This is a genomic window from Dietzia maris, from assembly GCF_036287335.1.
Classification (GTDB): Bacteria; Actinomycetota; Actinomycetes; order Mycobacteriales; family Mycobacteriaceae; genus Dietzia; species Dietzia cinnamea.
The window spans coordinates 3,347,391-3,366,373 of the sequence record NZ_CP143053.1; the positions used below are offsets into that span (position 1 = coordinate 3,347,391).

The following is an 18,983-nucleotide window of genomic DNA, read 5'->3' on the forward strand; positions in this document are numbered from 1 at the left end:
GCGCGTCCCTATACTCGCCGGGGTGCGCCTGTGGAGCATCCATCCCGACCTGCTCGACCGCGCCGCGCTCATCGCCGGCTGGCGCGAGGGGCTCCTGGCCCAGAAGGTACTCCGCGGGCTGACGAAGGGCTATCGCGCGCATCCCCAGCTCGAGCGGTTCCGCACGCTCGCCGACCCGGTCGCGGGGATCGCCACATGGCTGCACGGTCTCGCCGACGCCGCCGACGCGCGCGGCTACCGCTTCGACCGCACGCGCGTCGTCCTGCCGCCCGGGCCCGAGCGCCTGCCGCTCACCGACGGCCAACTCGCGCTGGAGTGGGCGCACCTGCGGGCCAAGGTGATCGAGCGCGACCCGCCGTGGCTGGACCGGCTCGTCGCCCCGCGGCCGCACCCGATGTTCGACCTGATCCCGGGGCCGGTCGCGGCCTGGGAACGCGCTGGCCTGCCCGAGGAGTGACCGTGCCACGACCCATCCGCGTCCCGCTGCCCGCGCTCGTCGCGCCCGCCGCGGTGTCCACGGCGCTGGCACTGCGCCCGATCCGTCGGCCGTTCGCCGCCGCCACCGCGGGGTGGGTGGTAAGCCTGCCGGCGCTCGAGGTGCCGCTGCACATCGGCGCACTCGTGGGCGCGGCCACCGCGACCGCGCTGGGCCGCCGGGAGCGGCGTCCGTCCGACGTGGTGGGTGCGGGGATGGCCGCGCTGACCTGCGCGGGGCTCGGGCTTGTGCTCGCGCGCCACCTCGCCGCGCGGCCCGTCCTGGACCGCGCGCTGCGGGAGCGGGCGCCGGGGGACGGTGCGCTGCAGGCCGGCACGGAGGGGCGCGGCACGGCGACGACGAGCTCCGCCCCACGCCACCGCACGCCCTGGCCGACGGTTCTGGTCCGTCCGTGGCCGCTGCCGCCGCACGGGGTGCGGGCCCGCCGGGGCATGGTCTACGGTCCGGACCCGGTGGCGAACCGTTTCGATCTCTACACCCGTGCAGACCTTCGCCCTACCGGCGACGGCGGGACCGGTGCCGGGTCGCGGGCGGGCGGGTCCGGCGCGGGGGCGGGCGGCGTGCGCGGCGTGCTCGTCCACATCCACGGCGGCCACTTCCGCGCGGGCGCACCGAGCCGCGAGTCCCGCGCGATGCTGTTCGACCACGCCCTCCGCGGTTGGGCCGCCATCAGCGCGACCTACACCCTGTCACCCACCCCCGAGTCGGGCTTCCCGCAGCACCTGGTGGACATCAAGCGGCTTATCCACTGGATCCGCGTCGAGGGGCCGTCGCACGGCATCCCGGCCGATGCGCCGATCGTCGTCGCGGGCAGCTCGGCCGGCGCCCACATCGCGATGATGACCGCGCTGACCCCGAACGATCCACGCTTTCAACCCGGCTTCGACCACGTCGACACCACGCTGGCCGCGGCGATCGGGCTCTACGGATACTACGGCCGACTGGGCTCCGCGACCCGGGACGTCTCGGACCCCGTGCGGCATCCGGCGTCCGGGGCGCCGCCGGTGGCGATCATCCACGGCATGCTGGACACGTACACGCCGGTCACGGGCTCGCGGCGGCTCGTCCGGCACCTGCGCGCGGGGTCGCTGAACCCGGTGATCTACGCCGAGCTGCCGGGCGCGCAGCACGGCTTCGACGCGGTGTGCTCGCCGCGCTATCTCGCGGTGGTCGACGCGGTCGCCCGGTTCACGGACCGTTACGCCTGAGTGCTCCGGCCGCGTAAGGTTCCACTCACTGCCAGGACATCGTCGATCCGAGGAGACTTCATGCCGCTGACGGGACAATACGAACCCCCCCGGGTCGGCGACTACACCGCGCGCGAGGTCACCGGCGCCGAGCGCGACGAATGGTGGGCGCGGACGTGAGTCGCAGACCTCAGGGGGCCGACGCATGAGCAGGACGGCGATCGTGCTCGGCTGCGGCGGCACCATCGGGGCGGCCTGGGCGATCGCGGCAATGCACGCCCTGGGCGAGCAGACCGGTTTCGACCCGCGTGAGGCCGACGTCATGCTCGGCACTTCCGCGGGCGCCGAACTCGTCACCATGCTCGCCGGCGGCGTCTCCGTCTCCGAACTGGTCGACATGCAGTACGGCCGGGCCACCGACCCGAGGCTGCGGGACCACATCGCCTCCACTCCGCCCAGCGTGCCGCCGCTGCCGCGGTTCCCGTTGCTCAACCCGGGCCTCCTGCGCAAGCGCACCGGGCTGGCGGGCCTCACCGGCATCGCTCCCACGGGACGCGCGGACGCGGGGTGGCTGCAGCGACTCGCCGAGCAGTTCGAGGTCGGCGCCTGGCTCCCCCACCCCGCGGCCCGGATGGTGGCCTACGACGTCCGCGCCGGGGAGCGGGTCGTGTTCGGCGCACCCGGGTCGCCCCACGCGACCGTCGGCGAGGCGCTGCGCGCGTCCTGGGCGACCCCCGGCTGGATGCCGCCGGTGCCGATCGGGGACCGTATCTTCGTCGACGGCGGGATGGGCTCGACCGCCTCGGTCGACCTCATCGGTCCGGAGGAGGTGGACCTCATCTACGTCATCGCCCCGATGGCGTCGGCACCGGGCGTCCGCATCCCCGGCCCCGGTGGCTCGCTCGAGTACCGGATGATCCGCCGCCCGATGTCGACCGTCCTGCACGCCGAGATCGACACGGTCCGCGCCCGCGGCACGACCGTCGTGCCGATCCTGCCGACCCCCGCCGATCTCGCCGGCCTGAGCGCGCATTTCATGAACGGCGCGCGCCGCACGCAGGCGTTCGAGCACTCCATGACCACCGCTCCCGCGACAGTCCGGTCGGCGCTCGCCGCCAACGGGGCCGGGGTGTGACTGAGCCGACTCAGCGATATGCGACTGGACCTCTCGACGTCGGCTGTCACCCTCTATCCCCCGACCGCGTCCGCGTCACGACCCCCTGGTGATCGCTAGTCGCTACGGGACGTTGGAACATCGCGCGCCGGCGGCGAGGGGCACGAGTTCGCCCCGGTCAGCGGGCTCAACGGCGGGTGAGCACCACGGGGACAGTCAGCGCGCCGCGCGGCGCGTGACCGGGCGGGTCCCGTCGCCGAGGTCCGGCTCCGGCAGGCGCCTGCCCGGGTCGGCCAGGCCCACGGTGTGCCCGTCATCGGCCAACCGCCGCATCGCCTCGAGCAACATCCGCCGGGCGCTCGCGTTGACCGAGGACACGCGGCTGAGGTCGAGCGTCACCTCCTCCGGCCCCTCGGGGATCTCGGCCAGGCGCCGCAGCACCTGCTCGGCACTGGCGAAGGTCATGGGGCCCTGCAGGCGGAACGTCCGGCGCCCGGAGATCTCGTCGAACCGCACGGATCGCACGGCCTCGACCTCGGTGACCGTGGTGTTCATCAGATGGAGCTCGAGCTCCCGCGACAGCCGCTCAAAGGCGCGTACGCCCTCGACGCTGTGCCCGTGCTCGTCGAGCCGCGGCGAGAACACCCCCAGCCCCACCTGACCGGGCAGCGCGCCGAGGATCCCTCCGGACACCCCGCTCTTGGCCGGAATCCCCACCGTGGACATCCAGTCGCCGGCGGCGTCGTACATCCCGCACGTCGTCATCACCGCGAGGACCTGCCGCACGACCGGTGCCGACACCACCCGCTCGCGCGTGACCGGGTTGACGCCGCCGGTGGCCAGCGTGACGGCCATGACGGCGAGGTCCCGCACCGTAACCCGGTAGGCGCACTGCCGCGTGTATCCGCGCAAGGCCTCGTCGGGATCGCCGTCGATGATCCCGCCGGCGCGGACCAGGTTGGCCATCGCGCGGTTGCGGAACGCGGTGCGCAGCTCGGACTCGCACACGGCGCCGTCGACCTCGAGCCGCCGACCCGCGAATGCCGACAACCCGTCCGCGATGACCGTGTTGCGCTCGTCCTCCGAGGCGCCGGGCGGGCCGACGAGCGTGTGCGTGGCGATCGCCCCGATGTTGATCATCGGGTTGCGCGGCCGGCCGGTGCCCCGGTTGAGGGAGATCTGGTTGAACGCGTCGCCGGACGGCTCCACCTCGACCTTCTCCAGGACAGCCTCGATCCCGCGGTCGCGCAGGGCCAGCGCGTAGACGAACGGCTTGCTCATCGACTGGATCGTGAACTCCGCGTCGGCGTCGCCGGCTGTGTAGACGACCCCGTCTATCATGCAGGCGGCCACCGCGAACCGGTCCGGGTCCACGGCCGCGAGTTCGGGGATGTAGTCCGCGAGCCGGCCCTCCCCGCCGTCCGAGCAGGCGTCGCGGATCTCGAGCAGATAATCAGGTACCGGTGTCTTCACGCCACCAGAGTGTCATGACCGTCCGCGCGGGGGCCGATCAGTCCCGGGCGCGGGGCCTGCGATGCCCGTCAGGCGGCGGACCGCGCGGTCACGACGGCGTGCGGCGCACCCGGCTGCGTACGCCGGCCCGTCACCCTGAAGCCCGCGCGCTCCAGAGCGGTGACCATGCAGTCCATCGGCCAGAGGTAGGCCGTGGCCGCCGGGTGGGCGAACGGACCGTGACAGGGTCCGGTGAAGAACGACAGGAGCAGCTGCCCGCCCGCCTCGAGAACCCGGTGGAGGGTCGCCAGCGCCACGGGGAGCTCCTGTCCATCCATGTGGATGAGCGAGTACCAGGCCAACAGGCCGGCCCAGCGCTCCTGCGTCCCGTCCAGATCAGAGACCGCGCCGTGCCGGAACGCCACGGTCGGAAAGCTCTCCCGGGCCATGTCGACGAACGGGCCGGAGGGTTCGATCCCGTCCACCGTGTGCCCCAGCGCCGCCAGGTGCCCGGCCCACCGTCCCGTGCCCGAGCCGACGTCGAGGATGCGCCCGGGGACACCACCCGCCCACGCCTCGATGACCTCGCGGTCGGGATCGTCCGGGGCGACCTCCCTGCCCAGCACGCCCGCCAGCACCTCCGCCCGCGCCACGTACGCGCTCGGGATGTCCTCATATGTCATGTTCCTGATCCCCCCCCCTTTTCCTTTGATCTCATGTCGATCAACGCGGACCACGCCTCGAAATAGTCCCCGCGACACGACCGGAAAGAATTGTGCGGATAAGTGATCCGCGTCAATGTTCCGGCAGCGGCCCGTCTCTATCGTGGGAATTACTCGGCGGCGGGTGCCGACCGGGACCGAGAGGAAAGGACAACGTCATGGCCGTAAAGAATGTCATTCACAGCATCCTGCGCGCGGAGGGGTTCTCCTGCCCGTCCTGTGTGGCCAAGATCGAGAAGCAGGTCGGTCGACTCGAGGGTGTCGAGAAGGTGGAGGTGCACTTCGCCTCCTCGCGGATCGAGGTCGACCACGACCCGGGAGTGTCCAGCGTCGATGACCTCGTGGCCGCCGTGGCGAAGGCCGGTTACAGGGCACGTCCCAGCGCCTTCTGACCGGACCGGTGACCCTTCACCTGCCCTCCGCCGTCCCGCGCGCCGATTCGCCCGGGACGGCGGAGCCGCGTTTTCCGGACATTCCCCCACCGCCGGGCCTGCCGTATCCGATCGTGCGGTTAATTGATCACCGTCATGGTCGCTTCACCGGAACGCTCTTATGGTAATTCCGACGGGTCGAGGAGATGTGTCGGAAACACCGCACCGAAATTTGGACCCGGATATCGAGGAGTAGATCATGAATACCATCCGTAAATGGATATACGGGCGTTGGTTCGTCCCGATCCTGTCGGGGCTGCTCATCATCGGATCCTTCATCGCATCCGGTGTGGCCGGCTCGGACTTCCGCGGGCTCGAGGACAACGCGGTCCTCGCCGACGTGTTGATGCTCGCCGCCGCTGTCGTCGCGGGAGCCCCCATCGTCAAGAAGGCGGTCGATGCCCTGCTCATCCGCCACATCGGCATCGATCTGCTGGTGTCGGTCGCGGGGATCGGCGCGATCATCATCGGCAACTACTGGGAGGCGGCCGCGGTCACCTTCCTGTTCGCGATCGGTCACGCCCTCGAGTCGGCCACCCTCAACAAGACCCGCTCCGCGCTGGCCGAGCTGGTTGCCGTGGCACCGGACGTCGCGGTGGTGATGCGTGACGGCGAACAGGTGGAGGTCCCGGCCGGCCAGGTCCGCGAGGGTGAGATCGTACTGGTCAAGAACGGCGCCAAGGTCCCCGTCGACGGCCAGGTCGTGGCCGGTTCCGGTGCGCTCGACGAGGCCTCGATCACCGGCGAGTCGATTCCCGTGGAGAAGTCCGAGGGCGACCAGGTGTTCGCCGGCACCGTGTCGCGCGGGGGATTCCTCCACGTCCTGGCGACCGGCATCGGTGCCGACACCACCCTGGCGCGGATCATCCACCGCGTCGAGGAGGCGCAGGACGCCAAGGCGCGTACCCAGAGTTTCATCGACCGCTTCTCCGCGTGGTACACCCCGGGCATCATGGTCCTGGCGCTGGTCGCCGGCCTGATCAGCGGCGATGTGGTGCTGGCGCTGACCCTGCTGGTGATCGGCTGCCCCGGTGCACTGGTCATCTCGATCCCGGTCGCGATCGTCGCCGGCATCGGCAGGGCGGCCCGCAACGGCATCCTCATCAAGGGCGGGGAGTACCTGGAGACCTCCGCGAAGATCGACGTCGTCGCGGTGGACAAGACCGGAACCCTCACCGAGGGACGACCCGAACTGACCGACGTCCTCGTGCTGGCCCCTGACAGGTCCCGCGCCGACGTGCTGACCCTGGCGGCGGGCGGCGAGGCGGGCTCCGAACACCCGCTGGCCCGGCCGATCCTCGAGGCGGCCTCGGCCGAGGGGGTCGCCTACGACACTCCCGAATCGGTCCGGCCTATCGCGGGCAAGGGTCTGACCGCGCAGGTGGACGGGCATCGCGTCCTGATCGGCAACCAGGCGCTGCTGGACGAGTTCGGGATCGCCGACGACGGCGGCGCGGCACGGGCGGCCGACGACTTCGCCCGCGACGGCAAGACCCCCATGATCATCGCCGTCGACGACGAGGTGGCCGGCGTCATCGCGGTGGCCGACACCGTCCGTGCCGATGCGGCCGAGATGATCGCCCGGCTCCACGGTTCCGGTGTCGAGAAGGTCATCATGCTCACCGGTGACGTCCCGCTGGTCGCGGAGGCGGTCGGCGCGGCCACCGGGGTGGACGAGGTCCGGGCGGGGCTGCTGCCGGAGGACAAGCTGCACGCGGTCACCGAGCTGCAGCGGGCGGGCCACACCGTGGCCATGGTCGGCGACGGTGTCAACGACGCTCCCGCGCTGGCCACCGCGGACATCGGTGTCGCGATGGGCGCCGCCGGGTCAGCCGTGGCGGTGGAGACCGCGGATATCGCACTCATGGGTGACGACCTGCTCAAGCTGCCGGAGGCCGTCGGTCTGGCGAAGCGCACCGTGTCGGTGATGCGTCAGAACATCGCGGTCGCGATGATCACCGTGGCCGCGCTGCTGGCAGGTGTCTTCGCCGGAGGGGTCACCATGTCGATCGGAATGCTCGTCCACGAGGCGTCCGTCCTGGTGGTCATCGTCAACGCGATGCGTCTCCTGCGTCGGCGGGTCGACGTCCACCGCACCGTCGCCGACCCGGATCGCCGGGGGCGGCACCGCGAGGCGGTCTCGGCCTGACCTGACACCACATCGCGGGCCCGCACCGGAAGATCGACCGGACCGGGCCCGCGGTGTCTCGTCAGATCAGTGGTCGTCGTCCGCCTTGGTCTGATGAACGGTGCCGTGCTCGTGCTCGGGCGGGCCGTACAGCGAGTACACCTTGAGGTCGTCATCACCGATGTTGGTGACGTTGTGCCAGCTCCCGGCGGGCACGAGGATGACCCAGTCGTCGGAGACCTCGCGGACGAAGTCGAGCTGGTCCTTCGCCGGCCCCATCTCGACCCGACCCGTGCCGGCCTCGACGCGGAGGAACTGGTCGTGGTCGTCGTGGACCTCGAGACCGATGTCGTCCCCGGGGCGGATGCTCATCACGGTGAGCTGCATGTGCGATCCCGTCCACAGGGTGGTCCGGTAGTTGTCGTTGGCGAGGGTGGCCTCCTCGATGTCGACGACGAACGGGTTCGGACCCTGGTCAGTGGGGCTCATCGATATTCCTGCTTCCGTAGGCGGGTACACACTGTGGCCGGCGGCCGATGTTGTCCTTCCGAGTTTCGGTCACTCCCGGGCCACTTTCAACCAAGGACAGGCTGTGCAACGCCCCGCGAACGCTCGCGGGCGCTCAGCGCGGCTCGGCGATCTCGGCCAGTCGCTCGCGGTCGAGCACGGCGGTCCAGCGGCGACCGGAATCGATGATCCCCTCCCGCCGGAGCCTGCTCATCACCCGTGACACCGACTCGGGTGTGGACCCGGTCATCCCTGCCAGGTCGGATCGCGTCAGCGGTAACTCCAGCAGCGTTCCCGCCGCGCGGCCGTCGCCGAACCCGGAGCGGGCCTCACCGAACTTGTCGGCGACACGCAGGAGTGTCCCGGCCACCCGCTGCGCCACGGTACGGGTGGCGTGGTGCGTCACCGTGGTCCGCGCGTCCTCGAGGAGCCCCGTGAGGTGGTCGACCACGCGCAGCGCCACCTGCGGGAATCGGGTGAGGAGGTCGCGGAAGTCCTCGGCGCTGATCCGCAGCGCGCACAGTGTGTCGATCGCCTCGACCGTCTCGCCGTACCGCGGCGTGCCGAGCGAGTCGACACCACCGGCGAAATCACCCGGTGCGAGCAGGTCGACGACGACGGTCCTGCCGTCCTCGGAGTCCCGGTACGCTTTGGCGCGACCGTGGGCGATGACGTAGAGGTACCCGGAGCGCTCGCCCTCGGTATACACGGCGTCGCCGGAGCCCCACGACAGGGACACCGCCCGCCGGTCCACCTCAGCGATCCCGTCGGCGTCGAGGTCGGCGAAAAACGGAGTGCGGTGCAGGACCGCGAGCCGCACGTCGATCGAGCAGGCGTGAGGTTGTGCGCAGGTCGGTCGCAGCGGTGTCCGGCGGCGTCCGGGGATCGCCGTCACGTCGAATCGTGGCGCTTCAGGTCGCTCGTGGCGGGGCCCTCGATGAGCTCACCACATGCCGAGAAGCGGGACCCGTGCCAGGGGCAGTCCCACGAGCGCTCGACGTCGTTCCAGCTGAGCACGGCGCCCATGTGCGGGCACAGCAGGCCGACAGTGCACCTCTCGCCGTCATCGGACGTCGCCTCGCCCCTCGGTCGGACGCTCGGCCGCGGGCGCCGGACCACCGACTTCGCCGCGGCGGCGGCCATGTGGACGGGCAGGTCGGCGTACATCGACGGCGCGGTCTTGATCACGCCGCTCAGCGTCGGCTTGCCGAACGACACGCGTGGGTCGAGCCCTTCCAGCCGGTCGACCATGATCCCGGCCGCCGCGGCGGACCCGCTGACCCCCCACTTGCTGTAGCCACCGGCGTAGTGCACGCGGCCCCTCCCCCACGGGAGCGGTCCCGACCTGGGGACCATCTCGACCGGGTGGAAGTCCTGCGCGGACCACCCGTGGGTCATCCGCGCACCGGGGAAGTACTTCTCCGTGTATTCCCGCAGTGACTCGATCTTGGATCCGGTCGGGGCGACGGTTCCGGTGCGGTGGCCGTTGCCGCCCACGAAGAGCACCTCCCCGTTCTCGGTCGGCACGGTCCGCAGCGAGCGCACCGGCGTCTCCACCGAGCCGTACATGGCCTCCGGCAGTCCGCCGTCGTACTCGAACGCGCACAGGTACGAGCGTTCGGCCTCCATGGTCGCCACCGTCGGGCCGCGGTCCAGTGACGGCCCGGACGTCGCCAGGAGTACATCGCGCGCGGTGAGGATCCCGCGGTCACTGCGTACCTCGGCATGGGCGTCGGCGCCGTCGCCGCGCGGGGTCACCTTGGTGACGCGGGACTGCTCGACGATGCGCACCCCGAGCGCGTCCACGGCCTCGACGAGCGCGGCCAGCGCCTGGACGGGATCGATCTGCAGCTGGTCGGGCAGTTCCACGGCCGATCGAGCGGGGAACGGGACATCCAGTCGATCGTGCCACCGGGCGGGAATACCGAGGTCGTCCATCGTCTGCTTCTCTTTGCGCAACGATGCCGTCCCCAGGGCGCCGCGCGAGTAGCTGAGCGCGGGCCTGCGCTGGGCGGACACACCGTGCGTCTCGCAGAACTCCGCCCACCAGTCCAGCCCGTACTGATGGGCCTCGGCGTAATGACGGGCGGTCTCGAGCCCGTGCCTCGACCGCAGCGTCGACAGTCGCGTGCCCTGCAGGACCGAGACCTTGGCCGTGGTCGCGCCGCTCGCCCCGGCGCCGACGGTGTGCGCCTCCAGGACCACGACGGACTTGCCTCGCGCGGCCGCCATGAGGGCGGTGATGAGGCCGGTGAACCCCGCGCCGGCGATCACCAGGTCCACGTGCTCGTCCTCGGGGAACTCCGCCGCCGGGGGGTCGATCGTCGTGCGTCGCCAGAATGATGTGCCCATGGTGCGTCTCCTCTGAGCTCTCGCCGCGGATGTCGCTGGCGCTCACTGTAAGACAGGCCGTATGTACCCGCACCCGCTCGGTGGGCGCGGGTACGGGCCTCAGGAGTAACCGGAACCGAGCCTCTCGAGCACCCGCCGCAGGTCCGACGCGAACTCGGCCGCGTCCCGCGCAGCGAGCCTCGAGTAGCTCAGCACCAGCCCCGCCACCGCGTGGCTCTCCGCCTGCCCGCTGAGCGAGCGGGTGCGCCACCCCGTCTCCTCGAGGGCACGGACCACCTCGTCGTCGTCATATCCGGGCAGCACCACGCACAGGTGCAGGCCCGCCTCGACGCCCGTCACCTCCAGTCTCGGACACTCGCGCGCGAGCGCCGCCACCAGGCGGCTCCGGCGGTCGGCGTAGACCCGCGCGGCGCGGGCCAGGTGCCGGTCCATCGCCCCCGACTCCAGGAACGCCGCGAGCGCCTCGGCCGGCAACGACGACGGGCCCCGGCGGTGGACCACCAGCCATCGCTCGACCTCGCGCCACAACGACGCGGGCGGCAGACACCACGCCACACGCAGATCCGGCGCCACCGACTTGGACGAGGTGCCCACGTACGCCACGTGATCCGCCGCGCCGGGCAGCGTGACCAGCGCCGGCAGGGGGGCGACGCCGTAGCAGAACTCGCCGTCGTAGTCGTCCTCGATCACCAGTGACCCTGTCCTGCGCGCCCACTCCACCAGCGCGACCCGCCGGTCCACGCTCATGCGGTGCCCGAGGGGGAACTGGTGCGCGGGCGTGGTGAACACGATCGCGCGCTCGGCGCCCAGGCGCGCGGCGTCGAGGCCGCCCGGCTCGGCGGGGTGCAGGCGCGCCTCGAGGCCCTGCTCGCGGGCCATCAGTCGCGCGCCGCGGTAACCGGGGTCCTCCATATGGAACGCCGCGGGTGGCCGGTCGGGGCCCGCGGCGGCGAACGCCGCGCACAGGGCCGCGATCGCCGAGCGCGAACTGTCGAACAGCAGGGGCTCCGCGCCCGCGATACCACGGTGACGACGCAGGTGCCCGGCGAGCGCGGCCCGCAGGGACGGGCTCGGCTCCTCCCACGGGTTCAGCCCCGCCAGCCCCTGCGCGGCAGCCACCCGCACCGCGGCTCGCCACGCACGCTGGTCCACGAGGGTCGCGTCCGGGATGCCGGGCCGGAGGTCCCGCGGCGAGCGGCCCCGGCGGGGCTCGGGGGCCGACGACGCGACGGGGTCGGCGTGCCCCCGGGTGCGCGCGCCCGCCCGCGCGGCCAGCCCGGCACCGGCGCTGACACGGGTCCCCGATCCGTGCGCGGACTCAACGAAACCGGCCGCCGCGAGCTCGTCGAACGCCCGGACCACCGTGCCGCGCGAGAGCCCGGCCTGCTCGGCGAGAGCACGCGTCGAGGGCAGGCGATCGCCGTCGGCCAGCGCCCCCTCCGCGATCCGGTCGATGATCCCGTCCACCAGATCGGCCGCGCCGACCACCTCGCCCACGACGAGCGAGACGGGGCGGGTGCGACGTGCTGGGTCGGCGGGACGGGCCATGCGCTTCAGCCTAGGCGAGCCAGGCGCGAAGTGGTCCCGCGGAAATGCGCGAAGTGGATCTTCCGCCCGCGCCACTTCGGGGCTGGGATGGAGACCATGCAGACCTACCGCCAGTCCCGCCGACTCCGCGACGTCCGGTACGACGTGCGCGGCCCCATCCTCACCGAGGCGATGCGCCTCGAGGCCGAGGGGCACGACGTGCTCCGGCTCAACCTGGGCAACATGCGCCCGTTCGGCCTGGACGCCCGGCCCGAGCTGGTGGACGCCGTCGCGCGGAACCTCGGGGACGGGCAGGCGTACTCCGACTCGCGCGGCATCCCGGCGGCCCGGGAGGCCGTCGCGGACTACTACCGCCGCTGCGGCGTCCGCGGGGTCTCCCCCGAGGACGTGTTCTGCGGCAACGGAGTCAGCGAGCTCATCACCCTCGTCCTGCAGGCGATGGTCGACCCGGGCGACGAGATCCTCGTCCCCGCGCCCGACTACCCCACGTGGACCGGGGCGGTGAACCTCACCGGCGGGGTCCCCGTGCACTACCTGGCCGACGAGGCGAACGGCTGGAATCCGTCGCTGGCGGACATCGAATCGAAGATCACCCCGCGGACCACCGCGCTGGTGATGATCAACCCCAACAACCCGACCGGCGCGGTGTACAGCGCGGAGACCGTCCGCGGGATGGCCGACATCGCGCGCCGGCACGGTCTGGTCCTGCTGGCCGACGAGATCTACGAGAAGCTGGTGTTCGGCGACGCCGTCCATCACCACGCCGCGCTCGCGGCCGGCGACGACGTGCTGTGCCTGACCTTCGGCGGACTGTCCAAGGCGTACCGGGTGTGCGGGTACCGCGCCGGCTGGGTGGTGGCCACCGGGCCGCTCGACCGGGCCACCGACCTGCTCGAGGGGCTGACGCTACTGTCGAACATGCGGGTCTGCCCCGGCGTGCCCGGCCAGTTCGCGATCCCTGTCGCCCTGGCCGAGGACTCCCCGTGGGGCCCGGAGGTCGTGGACCCCGACGGCCGGATCGAACGGCAGCTGGCCCTCACCGCGGAGCAGCTCAACGCGATCCCCGGCGTGAGCTGCGTGGCGCCGCGCGGAGCGTTGTACTGCTTCCCGCGGATCGACCGGGAGATGTACGGGATCGACGACGACGAGGAGTTCGTCCTCGACCTGTTGCGCTCGGAACACATCCTCGTGACACACGGCACGGGCTTCAACTGGCCGGACCCCGATCACTTCCGGATCGTCTGCCTGCCCGAGGCCGGTGTGCTGGAGCGGGCGGTCGGCGCGATCGCCCGTCATCTGGAGAGCCGGCTGACGGTCGCGGTGTCGTGAGGGGCCGGGTTCAGCGCCGCCCACCGCCGCGGCCGCACGGCCCCGCCCTCATTGGTCAGGAACCGGACGAGCTCGACGAGCCCGATGACCCGGCCGAGCCCACGGAACCGGAGGTACCCGGGGTCCCCGTTCCGGACTCGACATCGCCGCCGTACAGGGCGGGCTTGATGTGGTCCCAGCCGGAGTCGAAGTTCTTGAGGAAGTTCGGCCAGTTGTGAAGACCCGTCTCGGAGTAATCCACCTTGTGCTCGACGCCCGCGCGCCTCAGGGCCTTCTCGAACGCCTTGGAGTTCTCGTACACGCCCTTCTCCAGCACCAGGCCGATGAGCAGGCTCTGGTAGTTCGCGCCGTACTGCTTGAGGTCGGCCTCACCGATCTCGGCGTTGCCGGCCGAGAAGTAGACGGCCTTGCCGCGCAGGCCCTCCGGGTGGGAGATGGTGTCATTCTCTGCCCACCGCTTGCTGCGGTGCGGGCCCCACATGTTCTCGACATCGCCGCCGCGGGTCTCCACGCTCAGACGCACGGTCTGGTATCCGAGCTGGTCCATGGTGGAGTAGAAGCCGCTGAAGGACATCACGGCGTCGTAGACATCGGGGTGCGCGGCGGCGAGGTGCATCGCGGCCTGGCCGCCCATCGAGATGCCCCCGACGGCGGCCTTGGCGGTCGTGTCGAGCTGCTGCTCGACGACGGCGGGGAGCTCCTCGGTGAGGAACGTCTCCCACTTGTTGTGGCCGAGCGTCGGGTCCGTCTCCTCCCAGTCGGTGTAGTACGACGCGTAGGCGCCCGCCGGGTTCACCACGTGCACGTTCTCGTCTCTGAGACGGTCGGCGATCTCCGCCTGGTGAGCCCACCCGGTGCTGGTGATCGGCGCCCCGACCCCGTCAAGCATGTAGAGGACCGGCGCGGCGCCCTCACCACGCGACGGGACGACCTCGACGGTGATCTCGCGCTGCATGGCCTTCGAGGCGACGGTCCAGTACTCGTAGGCCCGCGCGTTGCCCGCCTTGTCCTTCCGGTACCGCTCGACGCCGCGGAACTCGGTCTTCGTGATCGTGGGATCGACCGGGGTCGGCGTCCCGACCTTCTCGGTCGATCCCGCGTCGAGCGGGATGTCGGCAGAGCCGACGGAACCGAGCAGGCCGGCGGTCGAGCCGATCGGCATGGAGCCGATGCCGTCGATGATCGCCTCGAAGTCTTCCTGGCCGAGCGTCGACGGGTCGATGAGGGTCGCCGGATCGATGCTGGCCGTCTGCGCGAGCGCCGGGGTGGTGGATCCGAGGGTCAGGGCGACGGCGAGAGCGCCGGCGGTGGCGGCCGCGAGGCGGCGGAGTCCGAAAGACATGTGGCTCCAAAGAGTGATGAGAAGTGTCTGAGGAACCTTAAACCCGACTGAGTTCGGGGTGTTAACCGCGCACCGCTCCGCTCACCCCCGCAGTGCGTCGGCTACGGCGTCTCGCAGGTCCTCGGGCTTGCGGGCGGGCCCAAACCGGTCGATCACCCGCCCGTCACGGCCAACGAGGAACTTGGTGAAGTTCCACTTGATCCGCCCGCCCAACACACCGGACTTCTCAGACTTCAGCCAGTCGTAGAGCGGGTGCGCGCCCGCCCCGTTGACCTCGATCTTGGAGAACAGCGGGAACTCCACGCCGAAGTTGCGCTCGCAGAACGCGCCGATCTCCTCGTCGGTGCCCGGCTCCTGGTGCGCGAACTGATCACACGGGAACCCCAGTACCACGAAGCCGCGGTCGCGGAACTCCTCGTACAGCGCCTGCAGACCCTTGTACTGCGGCGTGAACCCACACTTGCTCGCGGTGTTGACCACCAGGACGACCTGCCCCAGGTAGTCGGACAAGTCCTTCTCGCTCCCGTCCAGGAGGCTGGCCTCGAAGTCCGCGAGGGTGGTCTGGTCGTCGGGCATGGGAACTCCTCGTCGTCGTACTCGTCGTCGTACACGCCGCTGTCACACGGGACCGGCGGCACCGCGGTGACACTCGCCGCTGCCATTGTCACCGTTCCCAGACCGCACGTGCGGGCGTACTCTGGCACTCCCGTGCGAGGAGGCCTCCGTGAGCCAGTTGATCTACACCGCGTTCGTCTCGCTCGACGGCGTGGTCGAGGCCCCTGGCGGCGAGCCCGGGTACCGCAACACCGGCTGGACGTTCGGCGTGGACTTCCTCGAGGAGGTCTACGGCCTCAAGGCCCGCGAGCAGGACGAGGCCGGCTCGATGCTCCTCGGCCGCGTCAGCTACCAGGAGTTCTCCGCCGTGTGGCCGCGGATGGTCGACGAGTTCCCGAAGTACAACGCCATGCCGAAGTACGTGGTGTCCACGACGCTCGCCGAGGGCGACCTGGTGGACGGATGGGGGACGACGACGATCTTGCGCGACCTCGACGAGGTGGCGGCCCTGAAGCAGGCGGAGGGCGCTCCGATCCTCGTGCACGGATCGGCGACGCTGGCCCGGAACCTGTCCGACGCGGGGCTCATCGACCGCTACCACCTGTTGGTGTTCCCGTGGATCCTCGGCGCCGGCAAGCGCATGTGGAGCGACACCGACAAGCCGCGGCAGAAGCTCGAGCTGGTCGAGAGCGAGGCTTACGGCAACGGCGTGCAGAAGCTCATCTACGACGTGGTCGGGTTCGACCCCGAGGCCTGAGCGCCGCGGGAGACCTCGGGCATCGAGATCGCCGACGCCGCCCCGATGAGGCCGAGCACCGCGAGGAACACCAACGCCCAGTCCACGCTCATCGCCGCCAGCGCCGAGCTGACGCCTCCCACCACGAGCAGGATGACGCCCATCATCGTGTTGCCGACCGCGACGTACGCGGTGCGGGTGTCACCCTCCGCCACGTCCACCACGTAGGTCTTCCGCCCCACGCGGACGCCCGAGTGCAGGAGCGTGAGCAGGAAGTACGCGCCGACGAACACCGCGGCGCCGAGCAGCGAGCCGCCGTCGAAGCCCGGGATCGACTCGATCAGCACCAGTGCCACCGCCACGATCGACGCCGCCGTCGCCGCGCCCGCCATGAGCAGGCGAGACGACCGGTCGGCCATCCGGCCGAAAATGCGGCCGCCGATCAGCGACGCCACGCCGGAGGCGAGGATGAAGCCGCCGAGGCCGGCCAGCGCGCCCGTCCCCGAGGCGATCGACAGCGTCACGATGAACGGCGGGCTCAGCGACGACACCAGCAGCAGGCCGCGCACGGAGATGAACCTGCGGAACGTGGCGTCCTCACGGAAGAGCCGCGCCGCGTCCGCGAACCAGGAGGGCGACGACTCGTCGGACGCGGGATCGTCCGCCCCGGATGCCGGTTCGTCGGTGTCGCGGGCCTCGCCGGCCGGCTCGCGCACCCGCGCGTACACCGACGCCGACAGCGCCCACAACAGCGCGCCCACGGCCAGCAGGATCGCCAGCGCTGTGTGGTCGAGATCCTCGCCGCCCAGCAACCGGATGAGCACGCCGAGGGTGATGGCGACCAGGCCGACCGCCGACGTCGCGAGACCGACGATCTGGCCGCGCTCGCCTGAGGGGATGGTGCGGCCCTGCACGTCCTTCGACGCGATCGAGCACAGACAGCGGCCCAGCGAGAACACCACGAGCGCGGCCAGGACGCCCACGCCGGCGGCGGTCCCCCGGCCCAGCGCGGCGATCACGGCCATCACCGCCACCGACGCAGCCTGCACGGCCGCGCCGGTGACGAAGACCCACTTGCGGCGGCGCACCCGCACCACGAGCGGGGTGAGGAACGCCTGCGGCAGCATCGACCCGGATTCGCGGATCGGCACCAGCAGGCCGACGAACGCCGCGGGCACCCCGAGGACGTGGAACAGCCACGGCAGCACCGTGGAGGCGTTGACGGTCTGGTCCCCCGACGACTGCAGTGTGTTGGCGGCGACGAGGCGCAGGCCGTTGCGCGGAAGGTCGCGTCGGACAGGCTCGGGGAGTTCGTGTTCCGCGTCGTCGGAGCGGGTGACGAGACGGGAGTAGACACGATCGGCGGTGGTCACCGTTCAGAAGACTAGCCGCCTCCGCCGTCTCCCACTCCGCCACCCGCCCGAACCGGGCCGCCGGTGGATAGACGGCAGACCGGCGCCCGAGGATCACCCCGGCTAGACGGAAGACCGGCGCCGGAGGATCGCCCCGGCGCCGGTCACGCGCATATCCGTGTGCGGCGCTCGGATCAGGCGAGCGGCCCACCACAGTTCGGCCAGGCGCCCGCGCCCTGACCCGCGAGCACCCGCTCGCCGATGTCGATCTGCTGTTCACGCGTGGCCTGGTCGGCCGTCGCGGCGTACTCGCCGCCGCCGTACCCGCTCCACGTCTGGGCGGAGAACTGCAGGCCACCGTAGTAGCCGTTACCGGTGTTGATCTGCCAGTTGCCTCCGGACTCACACTGGGCCACCTGGTCCCAGGAGCTGGCCGGGGCCGCGTTGGCAGCCGGGGTGGCGAGTGAGACGCCGGCCGCGGCCACCCCTCCCGCGAACATCGCACCGGTCAGGGTTCGGACAAGCTTCTTCTGCATCCCTCGTGACCTCCTGAAGGTCTCGTGTCGTGCTCCACGACTCGTTCGTCTGCTTCTGGTTTGTCTGCTTCGACGTCGTTTGTCGGACGGCCGCCGACACTACGAAGAGGCGGGAGGGGCCCCGCAACCCCCGGAGCGGGATCCGGGGTCAGCCCGACCGGTGCACGGGGCGACCGCTGACGTGCGGGCGTGCAGCTCACGGCACAGGTCCGGCAGATCCGACGGCGGGCGGGATCGAGTGCGTGAGATGGCTCACCTTGTCGTCGTCCGGCCCCCATACTGGCGTCATGAGCGACTTCAAGAAGGGCGACCACGTCGAATGGAACTCCGAGGCCGGGATGGTGCGCGGAGTGATCCGCGATGTCCACACCGAGGACGTCGAGTTCAAGGGGCGCATGCGTAGGTGCAGCAAGGACGAGCCGCAGTACGAGATCGAGAGCGACAAGACCGGCCACATGGCCATGCACAAGGGCTCGGCGCTGAAGAAGATCGACTAGGGCGGGCGGAGCCGGAGGCGAAGACGGGGTCCGATAGTTGCGCGGCGGGGGCAGGCGCGGCGATCCGCCCCTCCGAATGCGATCCGCCCCCGGGGTTCCGGGGGCGGATCGAGATCCGAGGGGCGGATCGTTGGTCGGGCAGGGGGCGAGCCGGGGTGGGCTGCTCGCTCAGCCGGCGACGGCCGCGGCGAGGTTGCCCAGCGAGTCCTCGAGCTGCTTCTCCGACACCAGCGGGAACGACACCTTCTTGAGCAGGTCCTTGTCGGTGACCTTGGACCAGTCGTAGGTATGGCGGACCAGCGTGGAGTCCGGGCCCTGGGCCTCGAGCTCCCAGACCCACTCCCAGCCCTTGGGCTCGGTGCCCGCGGGCGCGGTCTGCCAGGCCAGCAGCTTGTCCTTGGCGTACCCGGTGACGTGGTTCTCGGTGCGGTACTCGCCGCCCATGTGCTCGCCCTCCATGTCCATGGCGAACACGTCCCCGACCTGCTGGATGCGGTCGGTCTTGTAGTCGCCGCGCACGAAGCCCGAGCCGTCCAGGCGGGCGTGGTTCTCCGGGTTGGACAGGAAGTCGAAGATCTCAGCCGCCGAGTGGTCGATCACGCGCTCGACGGTGATGGCGTTGGAATCAGTCATGACTCCACCGTGCCCTCCGCGGCGCCGGTTCGCATCCGGTCAACGCTCGGCGCCGGTTCAGCGCTC

Annotated in this window: 19 protein-coding genes; 8 read left to right on the forward strand and 11 right to left on the reverse strand. The window is 71.1% G+C overall.

What is annotated here, in order from left to right; genetic code table 11:
* Window positions 1-22 precede the first annotated feature (22 nt).
* From VYL96_RS15615 to VYL96_RS15625, 3 genes are all read left to right on the forward strand, one after another.
* Window positions 23-457, forward strand: coding sequence for a pyrimidine dimer DNA glycosylase/endonuclease V (locus VYL96_RS15615; RefSeq protein ID WP_007631546.1), 435 nt, complete (start codon window positions 23-25; stop codon window positions 455-457).
* 2 nt (window positions 458-459) lie between these two features.
* Window positions 460-1,704 carry an alpha/beta hydrolase gene (locus VYL96_RS15620; RefSeq protein WP_063972465.1) on the forward strand — a complete coding sequence of 415 codons (1,245 nt, stop codon included), beginning with the start codon at window positions 460-462 and terminating at the stop codon, window positions 1,702-1,704.
* 184 nt (window positions 1,705-1,888) lie between these two features.
* A complete protein-coding gene (locus tag VYL96_RS15625) occupies window positions 1,889-2,818 on the forward strand; it encodes a patatin-like phospholipase family protein (protein ID WP_131885901.1) in 930 nt (309 codons plus the stop codon).
* A gap of 195 nt (window positions 2,819-3,013) precedes the next feature.
* Here VYL96_RS15625 and VYL96_RS15630 read toward each other — a convergent pair whose 3' ends face one another.
* Window positions 3,014-4,270 carry a glutaminase gene (locus tag VYL96_RS15630; protein ID WP_131885902.1) on the reverse strand — a complete coding sequence of 419 codons (1,257 nt, stop codon included), beginning with the start codon at window positions 4,268-4,270 and terminating at the stop codon, window positions 3,014-3,016.
* A gap of 68 nt (window positions 4,271-4,338) precedes the next feature.
* A complete protein-coding gene (locus VYL96_RS15635; RefSeq protein WP_131885903.1) occupies window positions 4,339-4,932 on the reverse strand; it encodes a class I SAM-dependent DNA methyltransferase in 594 nt (197 codons plus the stop codon).
* Between the two features lie 197 nt (window positions 4,933-5,129).
* Between VYL96_RS15635 and VYL96_RS15640 the strand changes: the two genes are divergently transcribed.
* Entirely contained in the window at window positions 5,130-5,363 is a 234-nt protein-coding gene (locus VYL96_RS15640) for a heavy-metal-associated domain-containing protein (RefSeq protein ID WP_007633765.1), read from the forward strand.
* A gap of 238 nt (window positions 5,364-5,601) precedes the next feature.
* Entirely contained in the window at window positions 5,602-7,551 is a 1,950-nt protein-coding gene (locus VYL96_RS15645) for a heavy metal translocating P-type ATPase (RefSeq protein ID WP_131885904.1), read from the forward strand.
* Between the two features lie 66 nt (window positions 7,552-7,617).
* Here the strand turns inward: VYL96_RS15645 and VYL96_RS15650 are convergent, their stop codons facing one another.
* The 4 genes from VYL96_RS15650 to VYL96_RS15665 form a co-directional block, all read right to left on the reverse strand.
* Window positions 7,618-8,019, reverse strand: a complete 402-nt coding sequence (locus VYL96_RS15650; protein ID WP_061228157.1) for a cupin domain-containing protein — start codon at window positions 8,017-8,019, stop codon at window positions 7,618-7,620.
* 133 nt (window positions 8,020-8,152) lie between these two features.
* Window positions 8,153-8,932: a Crp/Fnr family transcriptional regulator gene (locus tag VYL96_RS15655; RefSeq protein ID WP_043569104.1), complete on the reverse strand. Its 780-nt coding sequence runs from the start codon at window positions 8,930-8,932 to the stop codon at window positions 8,153-8,155.
* Window positions 8,929-10,389 carry an FAD-dependent oxidoreductase gene (locus VYL96_RS15660; RefSeq protein ID WP_131885905.1) on the reverse strand — a complete coding sequence of 487 codons (1,461 nt, stop codon included), beginning with the start codon at window positions 10,387-10,389 and terminating at the stop codon, window positions 8,929-8,931. The genes VYL96_RS15655 and VYL96_RS15660 overlap by 4 nt, the downstream gene beginning before the upstream one ends.
* 99 nt (window positions 10,390-10,488) lie before the next feature.
* Complete coding sequence (locus VYL96_RS15665; RefSeq protein ID WP_131885906.1) at window positions 10,489-11,937, reverse strand: aminotransferase-like domain-containing protein; 1,449 nt, start codon at window positions 11,935-11,937, stop codon at window positions 10,489-10,491.
* Between the two features lie 96 nt (window positions 11,938-12,033).
* On the opposite strand from VYL96_RS15665, the gene VYL96_RS15670 reads away from it, so the two are divergent.
* Window positions 12,034-13,266: a pyridoxal phosphate-dependent aminotransferase gene (locus VYL96_RS15670; protein WP_131885907.1), complete on the forward strand. Its 1,233-nt coding sequence runs from the start codon at window positions 12,034-12,036 to the stop codon at window positions 13,264-13,266.
* A 55-nt stretch (window positions 13,267-13,321) separates the two neighbouring features.
* Here the strand turns inward: VYL96_RS15670 and VYL96_RS15675 are convergent, their stop codons facing one another.
* Both VYL96_RS15675 and VYL96_RS15680 read right to left on the reverse strand, forming a co-directional pair.
* Window positions 13,322-14,608 carry an alpha/beta hydrolase gene (locus VYL96_RS15675; RefSeq protein WP_063972461.1) on the reverse strand — a complete coding sequence of 429 codons (1,287 nt, stop codon included), beginning with the start codon at window positions 14,606-14,608 and terminating at the stop codon, window positions 13,322-13,324.
* Window positions 14,609-14,689: 81 nt separating this feature from the next.
* Window positions 14,690-15,184, reverse strand: coding sequence for a glutathione peroxidase (locus VYL96_RS15680; RefSeq protein WP_007628928.1), 495 nt, complete (start codon window positions 15,182-15,184; stop codon window positions 14,690-14,692).
* A gap of 148 nt (window positions 15,185-15,332) precedes the next feature.
* On the opposite strand from VYL96_RS15680, the gene VYL96_RS15685 reads away from it, so the two are divergent.
* Complete coding sequence (locus VYL96_RS15685; protein WP_131885908.1) at window positions 15,333-15,920, forward strand: dihydrofolate reductase family protein; 588 nt, start codon at window positions 15,333-15,335, stop codon at window positions 15,918-15,920.
* On the opposite strand, the gene VYL96_RS15690 is transcribed toward VYL96_RS15685, so the two are convergent.
* Window positions 15,887-17,272: an MFS transporter gene (locus VYL96_RS15690; RefSeq protein ID WP_131885909.1), complete on the reverse strand. Its 1,386-nt coding sequence runs from the start codon at window positions 17,270-17,272 to the stop codon at window positions 15,887-15,889. The two genes, VYL96_RS15685 and VYL96_RS15690, sit on opposite strands and share 34 nt — an antisense overlap.
* A 173-nt stretch (window positions 17,273-17,445) precedes the next feature.
* A complete protein-coding gene (locus VYL96_RS15695) occupies window positions 17,446-17,787 on the reverse strand; it encodes a transglycosylase family protein (RefSeq protein ID WP_007628931.1) in 342 nt (113 codons plus the stop codon).
* A 287-nt stretch (window positions 17,788-18,074) separates the two neighbouring features.
* Here VYL96_RS15695 and VYL96_RS15700 point away from each other — a divergent pair, with 287 nt between their 5' ends.
* On the forward strand, window positions 18,075-18,284 hold the full coding sequence (locus VYL96_RS15700) for a hypervirulence associated TUDOR domain-containing protein (RefSeq protein WP_007628932.1): 210 nt from the start codon (window positions 18,075-18,077) through the stop codon (window positions 18,282-18,284).
* Between the two features lie 168 nt (window positions 18,285-18,452).
* Here VYL96_RS15700 and VYL96_RS15705 read toward each other — a convergent pair whose 3' ends face one another.
* On the reverse strand, window positions 18,453-18,917 hold the full coding sequence (locus tag VYL96_RS15705) for an SRPBCC family protein (RefSeq protein WP_131885910.1): 465 nt from the start codon (window positions 18,915-18,917) through the stop codon (window positions 18,453-18,455).
* Window positions 18,918-18,983: the final 66 nt, after the last annotated feature.